Raw genomic sequence first — 15,567 nt, 5'->3', positions numbered from 1 at the left:
CCTTGCTAGATGTAAATAATTTCGAATTTATGAAAATAGGTTTGGCATCGCCAGACAAAATTCGGTCATGGTCACATGGGGAAGTAAAAAAGCCAGAAACGATTAACTACCGGACATTAAAACCAGAAAAAGATGGTCTATTCTGTGAAAGAATCTTTGGCCCACAAAAAGACTGGGAGTGTCACTGTGGGAAGTACAAACGTGTTCGTTATAAAGGAGTCGTTTGTGATCGTTGTGGCGTTGAAGTCACAAAGTCAAAAGTACGTCGTGAGCGTATGGGACATATTGAATTAGCTGCCCCTGTATCGCATATTTGGTACTTCAAAGGTATCCCAAGTCGTATGGGTCTTCTTTTAGATATGTCACCACGTGCACTAGAAGAGGTAATTTACTTCGCTGCCTATATTGTAACAGACGCAGGAAGTACACCACTTGAGAAGAAACAGCTCCTATCTGAAAAAGAATACCGTACACACCGTGAGAAGTACGGACAAAGTTTTCAAGCAGAAATGGGTGCTGAAGCAATTAAGAAAATCCTTCAAGATATTGATCTTGACAAAGAATCCAGTATTCTACGTGAAGAATTAAAAAACGTTCAAGGTCAACGTCGTACACGGGCAATTAAACGACTTGAAGTGATTGAAGCTTTTAGAAATTCAGGCAATGATCCGTCTTGGATTATTTTAGATGTTTTACCGATTATCCCACCAGAATTGCGTCCAATGGTCCAATTAGACGGTGGACGTTTTGCGACATCTGATTTGAATGATCTCTACCGTCGCGTGATCAATCGTAATAATCGACTAAAACGATTGTTGGATCTTGGAGCGCCAAGTATTATCGTTCAGAATGAAAAGAGAATGCTTCAAGAAGCAGTTGATGCATTAATTGATAATGGCCGTCGTGGCCGTCCAGTAACTGGACCAGGTAACCGTCCGTTAAAATCACTTTCACACATGCTTAAAGGGAAGCAAGGACGTTTCCGTCAAAACTTGTTAGGAAAACGGGTTGATTATTCAGGTCGTTCAGTTATTGTTGTTGGTCCTAATTTGAAAATGTATCAATGTGGTTTACCAAAGGAAATGGCTGTTGAATTGTTTAAGCCATTTATCATGAAAGAGCTAGTTGAACGTGGTTTGGCCCATAATATTAAGTCTGCAAAACGTAAAATTGAACGTTTACATGGTGAAGTATGGGAAGTGCTTGAAGATGTTATTAAAGAACACCCAGTCTTATTAAACCGTGCACCAACATTGCACCGTTTAGGTATTCAAGCATTTGAGCCAACCTTAGTTGAAGGAAGAGCAATCCGTCTACACCCACTCGTTTGTACAGCTTATAATGCTGACTTTGATGGTGACCAAATGGCTGTTCACGTTCCGCTGTCAGCTGAGGCACAAGCGGAAGCGAGAATTTTAATGCTAGCCGCACAAAATATTTTAAATCCGAAAGATGGAAAACCGGTTGTTACGCCATCTCAGGATATGGTTTTAGGTAACTATTATTTAACCATGGAACGTAAGGGTGCTATCGGTGAAGGAATGGTGTTTAAAGATTTAAATGAAGCTTTAATGGCTTATCAAAGTGGCTATGTTCACTTGCACACCCGTGTTGCCGTTCAAGCGTCGTCATTAGGAAAAGGTAACTTTACCGAAGAACAACAGAGTCAATTATTATTGACGACTATTGGTAAATTAATTTTCAATGATATTTTACCACCATCATTCCCATACCTAAACGAGCCAACCCATACTAACTTAGAGGTGGAAACACCTGCACAATACTTTGTTGGTAAAGGTACAAATATTAAAGAGGAACTTGCTAAACGTGATTTAATCCCACCTTTCAAAAAGGGTATTTTAGGTGATATCATTGCAGAAGTCTTTAAGAAGTTTAAAATCAGTGAAACATCGAAAATGCTTGACCGAATGAAAGATCTTGGTTTTAAATATTCAACAAAAGCAGGAATTACAGTTGGTGTTGCTGATATTGTTGTTCTAGCTGAAAAAGAAGAAATTCTAGAAGAAGCCCAAGATAAAGTGGAAAAAGTTATGAAGCAGTTCCGTCGTGGTTTGATTACCGAAGAGGAACGCTACGAACGTGTTATCTCTATCTGGTCTAAAGCAAAAGACGATATTCAAGATCGCTTAATGATGTCATTAAGCAGTCGAAACCCAATTTATATGATGAGTGATTCAGGAGCTCGTGGTAATGCGTCTAACTTTACCCAACTTGCGGGTATGCGTGGATTAATGGCCAACCCGGCTGGTCGAATTATTGAATTACCTATCAAGTCTAGTTTCCGTGAAGGTTTGACGGTTCTAGAATACTTTATTTCGACACACGGAGCCCGTAAAGGACTAGCGGATACAGCATTGAAAACAGCGGACTCAGGTTATTTAACAAGACGTCTTGTTGATGTTGCTCAAGATGTCATTATTCGTGAAGATGATTGTCACACAGATAAAGGCTTAACCGTTCATGCGATTACCGAAGGCTCAGAAATGATCGAGCCCTTATATGACCGCTTAGTAGGACGGACAGCTTTTCAAACGGTACGTCACCCAGAAACAAATGCTGTGATCGTTGGGAAAAATGAGTTTATAAATGAAGATATCGCGAAGGAAATTGTTGATGCTGGAATTGAAGCTGTAACGATACGAACAGTATTTACATGTAACACAAAATATGGGGCATGTAAGAAATGTTATGGCCGTAACTTAGCAACTGGTGAACAAGTAGAAGTAGGAGAGGCAGTAGGTATTATTGCAGCTCAATCGATTGGAGAACCAGGTACCCAGTTAACGATGAGAACATTCCACACAGGTGGGGTAGCCGGAAGCGATATTACTCAAGGTTTGCCGCGTATTCAAGAGATCTTTGAAGCTCGTAATCCTAAAGGGCAGGCCGTTATTAGTGAAGTAGACGGTATTGTTCAAGAGATCAGTGATGTGAAAGAAAAACAAGAGATTATTGTTCAAGGTGAAGTAGAAACACGGACCTATCCAGTACCTTATGGTTCACGTGTAAGTGTATCGATAGGGGATAAGGTTGTTGCTGGTGAAGCATTAACAGAAGGTTCGATCGATCCGAAAGAATTACTCAAATTCCAAGGTGTTGACGGTGTTCAAACATACCTGCTAAAAGAAGTTCAAAAAGTGTACCGTATGCAAGGTGTGGAAATTGGTGATAAGCACGTAGAGGTTATGGTAAGACAAATGCTAAGAAAAGTGACGATTGCTGACTCGGGAGAAACAGATCTCTTGCCAGGTTCACTATTAGAAATTCACCAGTTTAGAGATGTTAACAAAAAGGCATTAAGTGCAGGAAAAGAACCAGCAGTAGGTCGCCCGATATTACTAGGAATTACAAAAGCATCATTAGAAACAGATTCATTCTTATCAGCCGCGTCCTTCCAAGAAACAACCCGTGTCTTAACGGATGCTGCGATTAAAGGTAAACGGGATGAATTACTTGGTCTTAAGGAAAATGTCATTCTAGGTAAGTTGGTTCCAGCTGGTACAGGTATGCCGAGATATAGAAAAATCGGAATGCGAACAGAACTTCCGGTTGAGAATGTAGTTGAAGAAGAAGCTAGCGAAAATAAAGAAAACGAACCAACCGCATAATTAGTACACAGACAAGTAAGAAATTTGGCACTAAAAAATATAGTACCACTTTAACTTAAAAATTATTTAACATACTTAATTTTGAGTTGACATTGATTTGTCAGGGTGGTACTATATTCAAGGTGCTTCTGTTACCCTAATACTTTGGAGGATATGGAAATGTCTTATGAAAAAGTAACACAAGCAAAAGATCGTTTAGTAATAGGTATAAAGCAAGCAAGTAAAACCATGAAATCTGGAGAAGTAAGTCAAATTGTTGTTGCAACAGATATTGACTCTGATCTGAAAGTGAAGATCTTAGGCTTGGCAGATCAATTGAACATCCCATATGAATTGGTAGAATCTAAGAAACGACTCGGAGAAGCTTGTGGAATTGAGGTTGGAACAGCAGTAGTAGCGATAAAGCAGTGAAGTTTTGATGGATTGAGCATGCTTGATTCATGAAGACTTTGTTTTTGCTTATAAAATGAACCGCCTGGATGTGTGGTATTACAATTGTGAAGGAAAGGAGGAAAAAGTAAATGCCTACAATTAATCAACTTGTCCGCAAAGGACGTGTTACTAAAACAAAAGGATCTGACTCTCCTGCTCTAGGAAAAGGTTACAACAGTTTCAAAAAGTCATTGACTGATACTGCTTCACCACAAAAACGTGGTGTTTGTACACGTGTTGGAACGTTGACTCCTAAGAAACCGAACTCTGCATTGCGTAAATATGCTCGTGTTCGTTTAACAAATGGAATTGAAGTGACAGCATATATCCCTGGGATTGGACACAATCTACAAGAACACAGTGTTGTCCTTATCCGTGGAGGTCGTGTGAAAGACTTACCTGGTGTGCGCTATCACATTGTTCGTGGTGCGTTAGATACAGCAGGTGTTGAAGGACGTATGCAAGGTCGCTCTAAATATGGAGCGAAACGCCCAAAAAACTAGAAAATTTATGATTGAAATAGATGAAAGGAGGTTAGACTATGCCACGTAAAGGTCCTGTAGCTAAACGTGATGTCTTACCAGATCCGTTATACAACTCTAAGCTTGTTACTCGACTTATCAATCAAATTATGATTGACGGTAAAAGAGGAAAAGCGCAAAAAATTCTTTATCGTGCATTTGAACTTGTTGAAGAACGCAGTGGTCAACCAGCTATTGATGTTTTTGAACAAGCTATGAAAAATGTTATGCCTGTTTTAGAGGTGCGCGCTCGTCGTGTTGGAGGTTCAAACTACCAAGTACCAATGGAAGTTCGTCCAGAACGTCGTCAAGCGCTAGGTCTTCGTTATATTGTTAATTACTCTCGTCTACGAGGAGAAAAAACAATGGAAGAGCGTCTTGCGAATGAAATCTTGGATGCTTCAAATAATACAGGTGCATCTGTTAAAAAACGAGAAGAATTACACAAGATGGCTGAAGCGAACAAAGCATTTGCTCATTATCGCTGGTAATTTAATTAAAACAATCTTACTTTGCGCAAACGAACAAATTGCAAGAGTTTGATAAATGCCATTTAAACATACTAGAAAACTGACTAAGTAAAAAGGAAGGAGAAAGAATTATGGCTAGAGAGTTCTCCTTGGAGAAAACCCGTAATATCGGCATCATGGCTCATATTGATGCTGGTAAAACAACAACTACAGAACGTATTTTGTTTTACACAGGTAAAATCCATAAAATTGGTGAAACACACGAAGGTGCTTCCCAAATGGACTGGATGGAGCAAGAGCAAGAACGTGGGATTACAATCACTTCTGCTGCTACAACCGCTCAATGGAAGGGCCATCGAATTAATATCATTGATACACCGGGACACGTTGATTTCACTGTAGAAGTTGAACGTTCATTACGTGTGTTAGATGGTGCGGTTACTGTACTAGATGCACAATCTGGTGTGGAACCACAAACAGAAACAGTATGGCGTCAAGCAACAACATATGGCGTACCACGTATTGTCTTTGTTAATAAAATGGATAAAACAGGTGCAGACTTCTTATACGCAGTTGGAACATTAAAGGATCGCCTTGGGGCAAACGTTCATCCTGTCCAATATCCAATTGGTGCTGAAGATCAATTTGAAGGAATTATTGATCTTATCGAGATGAAAGCTTTCTATTATGAAGATGATCTTGGAACTGTTACTGAAGCGAAAGAAATACCAGCAGAATTAATAGATAAAGCTGAAGAATTACGTATGGATCTTGTCGAATCTGTTGCAGAATTAGATGAAGATTTAATGATGCGTTATTTAGAAGGCGAGGAAATTTCTAAAGATGAACTTCGCCAAGCTGTCCGTACAGCAACATTGAGTGTTGAATTCTTCCCAGTATTTTGTGGTTCAGCATTTAAGAATAAAGGGGTACAACTTTTAATTGATGGTGTGGTTGACTATCTTCCATCACCAACAGATATCCCGCCAATTGATGGAATTGTTCCAGATACAGGTGAGGAAACTGTTCGTAAAGCAGATGACAAAGAACCGTTTTCTGCTCTTGCTTTTAAAGTAGCAACAGACCCGTTTGTTGGTAAACTTACATTCTTCCGTGTTTATTCAGGTACATTAAAAGCGGGATCATATGTACAAAACCCAACAAAAGGGAAGCGTGAACGTGTCGGACGTATCCTACAAATGCACGCAAACTCAAGACAAGAAATTAGTGAAGTATATTCTGGTGATATTGCTGGGGCTGTTGGTTTGAAAGATACAGCAACAGGGGATACTCTATGTGATGAGAAGAATCTCGTTATTCTTGAATCAATGGAATTCCCAGAGCCAGTTATCTCAGTTGCTATTGAACCTAAATCAAAAGCAGATCAAGATAAGATGTCAATTGCCTTAGGTAAACTAGCAGAAGAGGATCCAACATTTAAGACAGAAACAAACGCTGAAACAGGCCAAACAATTATTTCTGGTATGGGTGAACTTCACCTAGATATTATTGTTGACCGTTTAAGACGTGAGTTCAAAGTTGATGCAAACGTTGGAGCTCCGCAAGTTTCATATCGTGAAACATTCCGCGGTTCAGCTGAAGTTGAAGGTAAGTTCGTTCGTCAATCAGGTGGACGTGGGCAATATGGTCACGTATGGGTTAAATTCGAACCAAACGAAGAAGGCGCAGGCTTTGAATTTATTAATAAAATCGTTGGTGGGGTTGTCCCACGTGAATATATTCCTTCTGTTGAAGCTGGAATTAAAGAGTCAATGGAAAACGGAGTTATTGCCGGTTATCCATTAATTGATGTTAAAGCAACACTTTATGATGGTAGCTACCATGATGTTGACTCGAATGAAACTGCCTTTAAAGTTGCTGCATCTATGGCGTTAAGAAATGCGAAAAACAAATGTAACCCTGTATTACTCGAACCGATGATGAAGGTTGAAGTTGTTATTCCTGAAGAATACATGGGAGACATTATGGGTGATATCACATCACGTCGTGGACGTGTAGATGGTATGGACGCACGTGGAAACGCACAAATTGTTAATGCGTTTGTTCCACTAGCTGAAATGTTTGGTTATGCAACAGCGCTACGCTCTAATACTCAAGGACGTGGAACTTACACAATGTTCTTCGATCACTATGAAGAAGTACCTAAGAGTATTGCAGAGGAAATTATTAAGAAAAACGCTGGTGAATAATTGATTTTTTTCAAAAAATAAAGTATAACTTGTATTGAAAGCTTGTCTACTACTAAGTATAATAGTAGTTAAGCGAATATACATGTCATAAAAAAACAACTTTTATTTATTAAAGGAGGAACTATAAATGGGTAAAGAAAAATTTGACCGTTCAAAACAACACGTAAACGTTGGTACTCTTGGTCACGTTGACCATGGTAAAACAACTTTAACTGCTGCTATTACTACAGTAATGGCAAAGAAAAATGGTGAAGGATCAGCGATGGGTTATGACCAAATCGACGGTGCACCAGAAGAAAAAGAGCGTGGAATTACAATCTCAACTTCACACGTTGAATATGAAACTGACACTCGTCACTATGCACACGTAGACTGTCCAGGACACGCTGACTACGTTAAAAACATGATCACTGGTGCTGCACAAATGGATGGAGCTATCCTAGTTGTGTCTGCTGCTGATGGTCCAATGCCACAAACTCGTGAACACATCTTGCTTTCACGTAACGTTGGTGTACCTGCATTCGTTGTATTCTTAAACAAAGCAGATATGGTTGACGATGAAGAACTTCTTGAATTAGTAGAAATGGAAGTACGTGACCTATTATCAGAATATGACTTCCCTGGTGATGATGTACCAGTTATTACTGGTTCAGCTCTAAAAGCACTAGAAGGCGATCCTGAATACGAAGAAAAAATTGTTGAGCTTATGGCTGCAGTTGATGAATATATTCCAACTCCAGAACGTGACACTGACAAACCATTCATGATGCCAGTTGAGGATGTATTCTCAATCACTGGACGTGGTACTGTTGCAACTGGTCGTGTTGAACGTGGAGAAGTTCGCGTAGGGGATGAAGTTGAGATCATTGGTCTTGCAGAAGCTCCAAGCAAAACAACAGTTACAGGAGTTGAAATGTTCCGTAAACTTCTTGATTACGCTGAAGCTGGTGACAACATTGGTGCATTATTACGTGGTGTTGCTCGTGAAGACGTTAACCGTGGTCAAGTACTTGCTAAACCAGGTACAATTACACCACACACAAATTTTAAAGCAGAAGTTTACGTACTATCAAAAGAAGAAGGTGGACGTCACACTCCATTCTTTGATAACTACCGCCCACAATTTTACTTCCGTACAACGGACGTAACTGGAATCATTCGTCTTCCAGAAGGTGTTGAAATGGTTATGCCAGGCGACAACGTTGAAATGAATGTTGAATTGATTTCACCAATCGCTATTGAAGAAGGAACTCGCTTCTCAATCCGTGAAGGTGGACGTACTGTTGGTTCAGGTGTTGTATCAAATATTGAAAAATAAGACTTATCTAAAAGAGTAGCGATTCAATTCGTTACTCTTTTTTTATTACCTATTAAACAAGCTAAGATTAAAAGTGCAATTTCATCTCTGAATTAAGAACATGATCATGTCTAATTCACCATTTTTAATAGTGAATCTCATTATTTTTAAAAAAATAGTATTATTCAATGAAAAAAGCAATTTTTTTACCGATAAACCTTGCAATCTATAGAGCTTTTCTGTATAATATCAAATGTTGGTCAGAAAGGCGATGAAGCGAGAGGTTGTTGGCACACCCGGCCCCTTTGCCATGGGCGGGTTGTTAAGAAATTTTCGTGGAGAATGTCTATTATCAAATGGGCGAAAAGGAGGGAACATAATGGCAAATGAAAAAATAAGAATTCGTTTGAAAGCATATGATCACCGTATTTTAGATCAATCGGCTGAAAAGATTGTCAATACTGCAAAGCGTTCTGGTGCGGGGGTATCGGGTCCAATCCCACTACCAACTGAGAAATCAGTATATACCGTATTACGAGCTGTTCACAAGTATAAAGACTCACGTGAACAATTTGAAATGCGTACACACAAACGTCTGATTGATATTGTTAATCCTACACCAAAAACGGTTGATGCGCTAATGCGTCTAGATTTACCATCAGGTGTAGATATAGAAATTAAATTATAATTCAAATTTTCAGGAGGTGTAACGGATGACGAAAGGAATCTTAGGTCGTAAAGTCGGCATGACACAAGTATTCACCGAAGAAGGTGAGTTAATTCCAGTAACAGTAGTTCAAGCTGAACCTAATGTTGTTCTCCAAAAGAGAACATTAGAAAATGACGGCTACGAAGCGATTCAAGTTGGTTTTGCTGATCAGAAAGAAGCGAATGCGAATAAGCCAGCGAAAGGACATGCTGCAAAAGCGAGCACTAATCCTAAGCGCTTCGTTCGTGAATTCCGTAACGTGAAGCTAGATGACTATGAAGTCGGTCAAGAGCTTAGCGTAGAGGTTTTCAAAGCAGGAGATAAAATTGATGTAACAGGTACTTCGAAAGGTAAAGGATTTCAAGGTGCCATTAAACGTCATAACCAAGCTCGTGGACCAATGTCACACGGTTCGCACTATCATAGAGGACCAGGTTCAATGGGAGCTTCAGCTGAACCTGCTCGTGTAATGAAAGGTAAGAAATTACCAGGTCAAATGGGTGGCGAAACAACAACTATTCAAAATTTAGAGATCGTGAAAGTTGATGTTGAACGAAACCTACTATTAATCAAAGGTAACATTCCGGGATCAAGAAAATCATTCGTAAAAGTTACGAGTGCAGTAAAGGCTAACTAAATACAAGTCGAAGGGAGGATATGTCATGCCTAAAGTAGCACTATATAACCAAAGCGGATCGCAAGTAGGCGATATTGAATTGAATGATGTGGTATTTGGTATCGAACCAAATCAACATGCTTTACACGATGCTGTTGTTATGCAACAAGCATCAAAACGTCAAGGGACTCATGCAGTGAAAAACCGTTCGGCAGTTAGCGGTGGTGGACGTAAACCATGGCGTCAAAAAGGAACAGGACGTGCACGCCAAGGATCTATTCGATCACCTCAATGGGTAGGTGGTGGTGTTGTCTTCGGACCAACTCCACGTAGCTATAGCTACAAATTGCCGAAGAAAGTTAGACGCTTAGCACTTAAATCAGCACTGTCTACTAAAGTTACAGAAGAAAACTTAACTGTATTAGACGCTTTAGCAATTGATACACCTAAAACAAAGGAAGTTATTAATCTGCTAAACGCTTTAAATGTAAATGAAAAAGCACTGATTGTAACAAGTGAAAAAGATGAAGTGATCATGAAGAGTGCGAATAATTTACAAAAAGTAAAAGTATTACAAGCAAGTCATCTTAATATATTAGATATCCTTGCACATGACAGACTGATTATTACAAAAGACGCAGTCGAATCAATAGAGGAGGTGCTTGCATAATGAAGGACCCACGTGATATTATTAAGCGCCCAATTATTACGGAACAAACAGCTGATCAAATGGTAGATAAGAAATACACATTTGAAGTCAGCAAAGTTGCAAACAAAACTGAAATTAAAGATGCCATTGAACAAATCTTTGATGTGAAAGTTGTCAAAGTAAACACTTCAAATATCAAAGGTAAATTCAAACGGATGGGTCGGCACAGTGGTTATCGACCAGATCGTAAAAAAGCAATCGTTCAATTATCAGAAGACAGTAAAGAACTTGATTTCTTTGAAAGTATAGAATAAGAAATAAAAGGAGGGAAAAAAGATGGCGATTAAGAAGTATAAAGCAACTTCAAACGGTAGACGAAACATGTCAGGTTTAGCTTTTAATGAAATCACAACTGATACTCCAGAGAAGTCGCTTCTAGAACCACTATCAAAACGTGGTGGCCGTAACAATCAAGGGAAATTAACGGTTCGTCATCAAGGCGGTGGACATAAACGTCAATACCGTGTGATTGATTTCAAACGCAACAAAGACGGCATCCCAGGTCGCGTTGCTACTATAGAATATGATCCTAACCGAACAGCTAATATAGCCTTAATCAATTATACAGACGGTGAAAAACGTTATATTTTAGCACCAAAAGGGCTTGAAGTAGGTCAGGAGATCATCTCTGGTGAAGATGCAGACATTAAAGTGGGTAATGCATTACCATTGATAAATATGCCAGTAGGTACAACTATTCATAATATTGAGTTGAAGCCAGGACGTGGTGGGCAACTTGCACGTTCAGCAGGAGCTGAAGCACAAATTTTAGGCCGCGAAGGAAAGTATGTACTTGTTCGCTTGGCATCTGGAGAAGTTCGTTTAATTCTTGGAACTTGCCGTGCTACAGTTGGTCAAGTAGGAAACATTGAAAATGAACTGATTCATTCGGGTAAAGCTGGACGTTCTCGTTGGAAAGGTATTCGTCCTACTGTTCGTGGTTCTGTTATGAACCCTAACGATCACCCACACGGTGGTGGTGAAGGACGTGCGCCAATTGGCCGTAAATCACCAGTGTCACCTTGGGGTAAACCAGCCCTTGGTAAGAAAACACGTCAACGCAATAAAGACTCAAACAAGTATATCGTACGTACACGTAAAAAATAACGGGATTGAAAGGCGGGTACTTGAACCCGTCCAACAATCGCGGGAGGAGGTTTATGTATGGGTCGTAGTTTAAAAAAGGGACCTTTCGTAGATGACCACTTGATGAAAAAGATTGAAACACTGAATGAAGAAAATAAAAAACAAGTTGTGAAATCTTGGTCACGTCGATCAACTATTTTCCCTAACTTTGTGGGACATACAATCGCTGTTTATGACGGACGTAAACACGTACCGGTTTATGTTACAGAAGATATGGTAGGACATAAATTAGGTGAATTCGCACCGACACGTCTTTTTAAAGGACATTCGGGCGATGACAAGAATACAAAACGTTAATATGAGAGGAGGCGCTCTTAATGCAAGCTAAAGCTGTTGCAAAAACTGTTAGAATTGCTCCTCGTAAAGTTCGATTGGTCGTTGATTTAATTCGAGGTAAAGATGTTGGAGAAGCAATTGCTATATTAAAACACACACCACGTGGTGCTAGCGCTGTTGTTGAGAAAGTATTGAACTCTGCAATCGCAAATGCAGAACATAATTATGAAATGGATGTAGATAATCTCTATGTATCAGAAGCCTTTGTTGATGAAGGTGTGACACTTAAAAGATTCCGTCCACGTGCACAAGGCCGTGCAAGTCAAATCAATAAAAGAACAAGTCATATTACTGTGACTGTATCAGAAAAGAAGGAGGGATAATCTGTGGGTCAAAAAGTTAATCCAGTAGGATTTCGTGTCGGTGTTATCCGCGATTGGGAATCAAGATGGTATGCCGGCAAAGATTATGCAGACTTATTACATGAAGACATCAAAATTCGTGAATATATAGAGGATCGCTTAAAAGATGCTGCAGTTTCTAAAGTAGAAATTGAACGTGCAGCTAATCGAGTTAATGTTTCTATTTCAACTGCTAAGCCAGGTATGGTTATAGGAAAAGGTGGCTCAGAAGTTGAAGCACTACGCAAATCCTTAAATCAACTTACAGGTAAAAAAGTTCACATCAATATTGTTGAAATTAAAAAACCTGACATGGATGCTAAATTAGTTGCAGAAAATATTGCTCGTCAATTAGAAAGTCGTATTTCATTCCGTCGTGCACAAAAACAAGTTATTCAACGTGCAATGCGTGCGGGAGCAAAAGGAATTCGTACACAAGTATCTGGCCGTTTAGGCGGTGCTGATATGGCTCGTGCGGAAAGTTATAGTGAAGGTACTGTACCACTACACACACTTCGTGCTGATATCGATTATGGTCATGCAGAAGCAGACACAACTTACGGTAAACTAGGCGTAAAAGTGTGGATCTATCGTGGAGAAGTCCTTCCAACTAAAAACAACAAGTAAAGGAAGGGGGCACACATTATGTTAATGCCTAAACGTGTTAAGTATCGTAAACAACATCGTGGACATTTAAATGGTCAAGCAAAAGGTGGGAAAGAAGTCGGCTTTGGTGATTATGGATTGAAAGCTGTCGAACCTGCTTGGATCACAAGTCGTCAAATTGAGTCTGCACGTATTGCAATGACTCGTTATATGAAACGTGGTGGAAAGGTCTGGATTAAAATCTTCCCAGATAAACCATATACAAAGAAACCATTAGAAGTTCGAATGGGATCTGGTAAAGGTGCTCCTGAAGGCTGGGTAGCCGTTGTAAAACCAGGGAAAGTATTATTTGAAGTAGGTGGCGTTTCTGAAGAAGTAGCTAGAGAAGCACTTCGACTTGCTGCACACAAACTTCCGATAAAAACTAAATTTGTAAAACGTGAAGAAATTGGTGGTGAAATCAATGAAGGCTAATGAAATTAGAGAACTAACCACTGCCGAAATTGAACAAAAAATAAAATCATTAAAAGAAGAGCTTTTCAACTTACGTTTTCAGTTAGCTACAGGACAATTGGAAAACACTGCACGTCTGCGTGAAGTACGTAAATCAATTGCTCGAATGAAAACTGTTGTCCGTGAAAGAGAGCTTAGTGTGAATAACTAGAAAGTAGAGAGGAGGTTAGCCTCAAATGACAGAACGTAATAATCGTAAAGTATATACGGGTCGTGTCTTTTCAGATAAGATGGACAAAACAATTACAGTAGTTGTTGAAACATATAAATTTCACCCGCTGTATGGAAAACGTGTTAAATATACTAAGAAGTTCAAGGCACATGATGAGAATAACCAAGCTAAAATTGGCGATATCGTAACAATTATGGAGACTCGTCCATTGTCAGCAACAAAACGCTTTAGACTAGTTGAAATAGTTGAAGAAGCAGTTATTATCTAAAAAAGTAAAGTTCACTCGGATATGAATTCCGAAGGGAGGTAACAACAGTATGATCCAGCAAGAGAGTCGTTTGAAAGTTGCAGATAATTCTGGTGCTCGTGAAGTCCAAGCGATTAAGGTATTAGGTGGAAGTGGTCGTAAAACAGCTAATATTGGTGATGTAATTGTATGTACGGTGAAACACGCAACACCTGGTGGCGTTGTTAAGAAGGGTGAAGTCGTTAAAGCTGTTATCGTACGAACTAAAACAGGTGTCCGTCGTAAAGATGGCTCATATATTCGTTTTGATGAAAATGCAGCGGTAATTATTCGCGATGACAAAAGTCCAAGAGGGACACGTATCTTTGGTCCAGTAGCACGTGAACTTCGTGATGCGAAATTCATGAAGATTATTTCATTAGCTCCAGAGGTACTATAAGTTTTAACAAACTTATCGGAAATTGATTTCTATGAAAAGCCTTGTAAGGAGGTGCGTCTAGCATGCATGTAAAAAAAGGTGATAAAGTTAAAGTTTTATCCGGTAAAGATAAAGGAAAGCAAGGAGTGATTCTTGCTGTTTTCCCGAAAAAAGATCGTGTTCTTGTTGAAGGAGTAAACATGGTTAAGAAACACCAAAAACCTTCTCAGGATAATCCACAAGGTGGAATCCAGGAGCAAGAAGCACCGATCCATGTTTCTAATGTATTACCAATTGATCCGAAAACTGGCGAGCCAACTCGCGTAGGATATGAAGAACGTGACGGAAAGAAAGTTCGTATCGCTAAAAAATCCGGTGAAGTATTAAATTAATAATTAGCGATGAAAGGAGGGCTACTCAAATGAACGAGTTAAAAGTAAAATATAACGAAGAAATCGTTAAATCATTAGTAGAAAAATTTAATTATGATTCCGTAATGCAAGCACCTAAAGTTGAAAAGATTGTCATTAATATGGGTGTAGGTGATGCGGTTCAAAATGCTAAAGTTTTAGACAGTGCAGTTCAAGAATTAGCACTGATTTCTGGTCAAAAACCTTTAGTAACAAAAGCAAAAAAATCAATTGCAGGTTTCCGCTTGCGTGAAGGAATGCCGATCGGAGCTAAAGTAACCCTTCGCGGTGAGCGTATGTATGACTTCTTACAAAAACTAATTGATGTGTCACTTCCACGAGTTCGTGATTTCCGTGGTATTTCTAATAAAGCATTTGATGGTCGTGGAAACTACACACTAGGTGTAAGAGAACAATTGATTTTCCCGGAAGTAGATTATGATCAAGTAAGTAAAGTTCGTGGGATGGATATCGTGATTGTTACAACAGCTAACACAGACGAAGAAGCTCGTGAATTATTAACTCAACTTGGCATGCCTTTCCAAAAATAAGCCTGACCGCTAATATAAGGAGGGAAAATAGTGGCTAAAAAATCTATGATTGCAAAACAGAAACGGACAAAAAAATACAAAGTTCAAGAATATACACGTTGTGAACGTTGTGGTCGTCCACATTCTGTAATCCGTAAATTTAAACTTTGCCGTATTTGTTTCCGTGAACTTGCCTACAAAGGTCAAATTCCTGGTGTCAAAAAAGCAAGCTGGTAAACCCGAAATAGGGAAGGA

Annotated in this window: 21 protein-coding genes; all 21 read left to right on the top strand. The window is 39.3% G+C overall.

Translation table 11 applies throughout. The features are described from left to right. Positions 1-2: 2 nt before the first annotated feature. Positions 3-3,629, top strand: a complete 3,627-nt coding sequence (rpoC, locus tag KQI76_RS05860; protein WP_216399385.1) for a DNA-directed RNA polymerase subunit beta' — start codon at positions 3-5, stop codon at positions 3,627-3,629. 159 nt (positions 3,630-3,788) lie between these two features. Next, positions 3,789-4,040 (top strand): ribosomal L7Ae/L30e/S12e/Gadd45 family protein, encoded by a 252-nt coding sequence (locus KQI76_RS05855; protein WP_216399384.1) that lies wholly within the window; start codon positions 3,789-3,791, stop codon positions 4,038-4,040. A 110-nt stretch (positions 4,041-4,150) separates the two neighbouring features. Then, on the top strand, positions 4,151-4,564 hold the full coding sequence (gene rpsL / locus KQI76_RS05850; RefSeq protein WP_216399383.1) for a 30S ribosomal protein S12: 414 nt from the start codon (positions 4,151-4,153) through the stop codon (positions 4,562-4,564). 38 nt (positions 4,565-4,602) lie between these two features. After that, entirely contained in the window at positions 4,603-5,073 is a 471-nt protein-coding gene (rpsG, locus tag KQI76_RS05845) for a 30S ribosomal protein S7 (protein WP_216399382.1), read from the top strand. A 110-nt stretch (positions 5,074-5,183) separates the two neighbouring features. Continuing rightward, positions 5,184-7,262 (top strand): elongation factor G, encoded by a 2,079-nt coding sequence (gene fusA / locus KQI76_RS05840; RefSeq protein WP_216399381.1) that lies wholly within the window; start codon positions 5,184-5,186, stop codon positions 7,260-7,262. A 127-nt stretch (positions 7,263-7,389) separates the two neighbouring features. Beyond that, positions 7,390-8,580: an elongation factor Tu gene (tuf, locus tag KQI76_RS05835; protein WP_216399380.1), complete on the top strand. Its 1,191-nt coding sequence runs from the start codon at positions 7,390-7,392 to the stop codon at positions 8,578-8,580. 358 nt (positions 8,581-8,938) lie between these two features. Next, positions 8,939-9,247, top strand: coding sequence for a 30S ribosomal protein S10 (gene rpsJ, locus KQI76_RS05830; protein WP_216399379.1), 309 nt, complete (start codon positions 8,939-8,941; stop codon positions 9,245-9,247). A 25-nt stretch (positions 9,248-9,272) separates the two neighbouring features. After that, complete coding sequence (gene rplC, locus KQI76_RS05825) at positions 9,273-9,905, top strand: 50S ribosomal protein L3 (protein ID WP_216399378.1); 633 nt, start codon at positions 9,273-9,275, stop codon at positions 9,903-9,905. A gap of 25 nt (positions 9,906-9,930) precedes the next feature. Further along, on the top strand, positions 9,931-10,554 hold the full coding sequence (gene rplD, locus KQI76_RS05820; RefSeq protein WP_216399377.1) for a 50S ribosomal protein L4: 624 nt from the start codon (positions 9,931-9,933) through the stop codon (positions 10,552-10,554). Further along, the gene (gene rplW, locus KQI76_RS05815) at positions 10,554-10,847 is read left to right on the top strand and encodes a 50S ribosomal protein L23 (protein WP_216399376.1); all 294 of its coding nucleotides are present in this window, start codon (positions 10,554-10,556) and stop codon (positions 10,845-10,847) included. Before rplD ends, rplW begins: the two co-directional genes overlap by 1 nt. Before the next feature lie 22 nt (positions 10,848-10,869). Further along, positions 10,870-11,700: a 50S ribosomal protein L2 gene (rplB, locus tag KQI76_RS05810; RefSeq protein ID WP_216399375.1), complete on the top strand. Its 831-nt coding sequence runs from the start codon at positions 10,870-10,872 to the stop codon at positions 11,698-11,700. A 57-nt stretch (positions 11,701-11,757) separates the two neighbouring features. After that, positions 11,758-12,036, top strand: coding sequence for a 30S ribosomal protein S19 (gene rpsS, locus KQI76_RS05805; protein ID WP_216399374.1), 279 nt, complete (start codon positions 11,758-11,760; stop codon positions 12,034-12,036). Between the two features lie 20 nt (positions 12,037-12,056). Beyond that, positions 12,057-12,398, top strand: coding sequence for a 50S ribosomal protein L22 (gene rplV, locus KQI76_RS05800; RefSeq protein ID WP_216399373.1), 342 nt, complete (start codon positions 12,057-12,059; stop codon positions 12,396-12,398). 3 nt (positions 12,399-12,401) lie between these two features. Then, a complete protein-coding gene (gene rpsC, locus KQI76_RS05795; RefSeq protein WP_216399372.1) occupies positions 12,402-13,043 on the top strand; it encodes a 30S ribosomal protein S3 in 642 nt (213 codons plus the stop codon). Positions 13,044-13,061: 18 nt separating this feature from the next. Beyond that, positions 13,062-13,496 carry a 50S ribosomal protein L16 gene (gene rplP / locus KQI76_RS05790; RefSeq protein ID WP_216399371.1) on the top strand — a complete coding sequence of 145 codons (435 nt, stop codon included), beginning with the start codon at positions 13,062-13,064 and terminating at the stop codon, positions 13,494-13,496. Further along, on the top strand, positions 13,486-13,686 hold the full coding sequence (rpmC, locus tag KQI76_RS05785) for a 50S ribosomal protein L29 (RefSeq protein WP_018934219.1): 201 nt from the start codon (positions 13,486-13,488) through the stop codon (positions 13,684-13,686). The genes rplP and rpmC overlap by 11 nt, the downstream gene beginning before the upstream one ends. Before the next feature lie 25 nt (positions 13,687-13,711). Beyond that, the gene (gene rpsQ / locus KQI76_RS05780) at positions 13,712-13,975 is read left to right on the top strand and encodes a 30S ribosomal protein S17 (RefSeq protein ID WP_216399370.1); all 264 of its coding nucleotides are present in this window, start codon (positions 13,712-13,714) and stop codon (positions 13,973-13,975) included. A 49-nt stretch (positions 13,976-14,024) separates the two neighbouring features. Further along, the gene (rplN, locus tag KQI76_RS05775) at positions 14,025-14,393 is read left to right on the top strand and encodes a 50S ribosomal protein L14 (RefSeq protein ID WP_216399369.1); all 369 of its coding nucleotides are present in this window, start codon (positions 14,025-14,027) and stop codon (positions 14,391-14,393) included. 62 nt (positions 14,394-14,455) lie between these two features. Continuing rightward, positions 14,456-14,764, top strand: coding sequence for a 50S ribosomal protein L24 (rplX, locus tag KQI76_RS05770; protein WP_216399368.1), 309 nt, complete (start codon positions 14,456-14,458; stop codon positions 14,762-14,764). A gap of 29 nt (positions 14,765-14,793) precedes the next feature. After that, positions 14,794-15,333, top strand: a complete 540-nt coding sequence (gene rplE / locus KQI76_RS05765; RefSeq protein ID WP_216399367.1) for a 50S ribosomal protein L5 — start codon at positions 14,794-14,796, stop codon at positions 15,331-15,333. Between the two features lie 30 nt (positions 15,334-15,363). Next, complete coding sequence (gene rpsN, locus KQI76_RS05760; RefSeq protein WP_216399366.1) at positions 15,364-15,549, top strand: 30S ribosomal protein S14; 186 nt, start codon at positions 15,364-15,366, stop codon at positions 15,547-15,549. Positions 15,550-15,567: the final 18 nt, after the last annotated feature.

Source organism: Amphibacillus sp. MSJ-3, from assembly GCF_018919165.1.
In the GTDB taxonomy this organism is placed as follows: domain Bacteria; phylum Bacillota; class Bacilli; order Bacillales; family Amphibacillaceae; genus Amphibacillus.
Note: the sequence above shows the minus strand (reverse complement) of the source record. Positions and strands in the feature narration are given on the sequence as shown.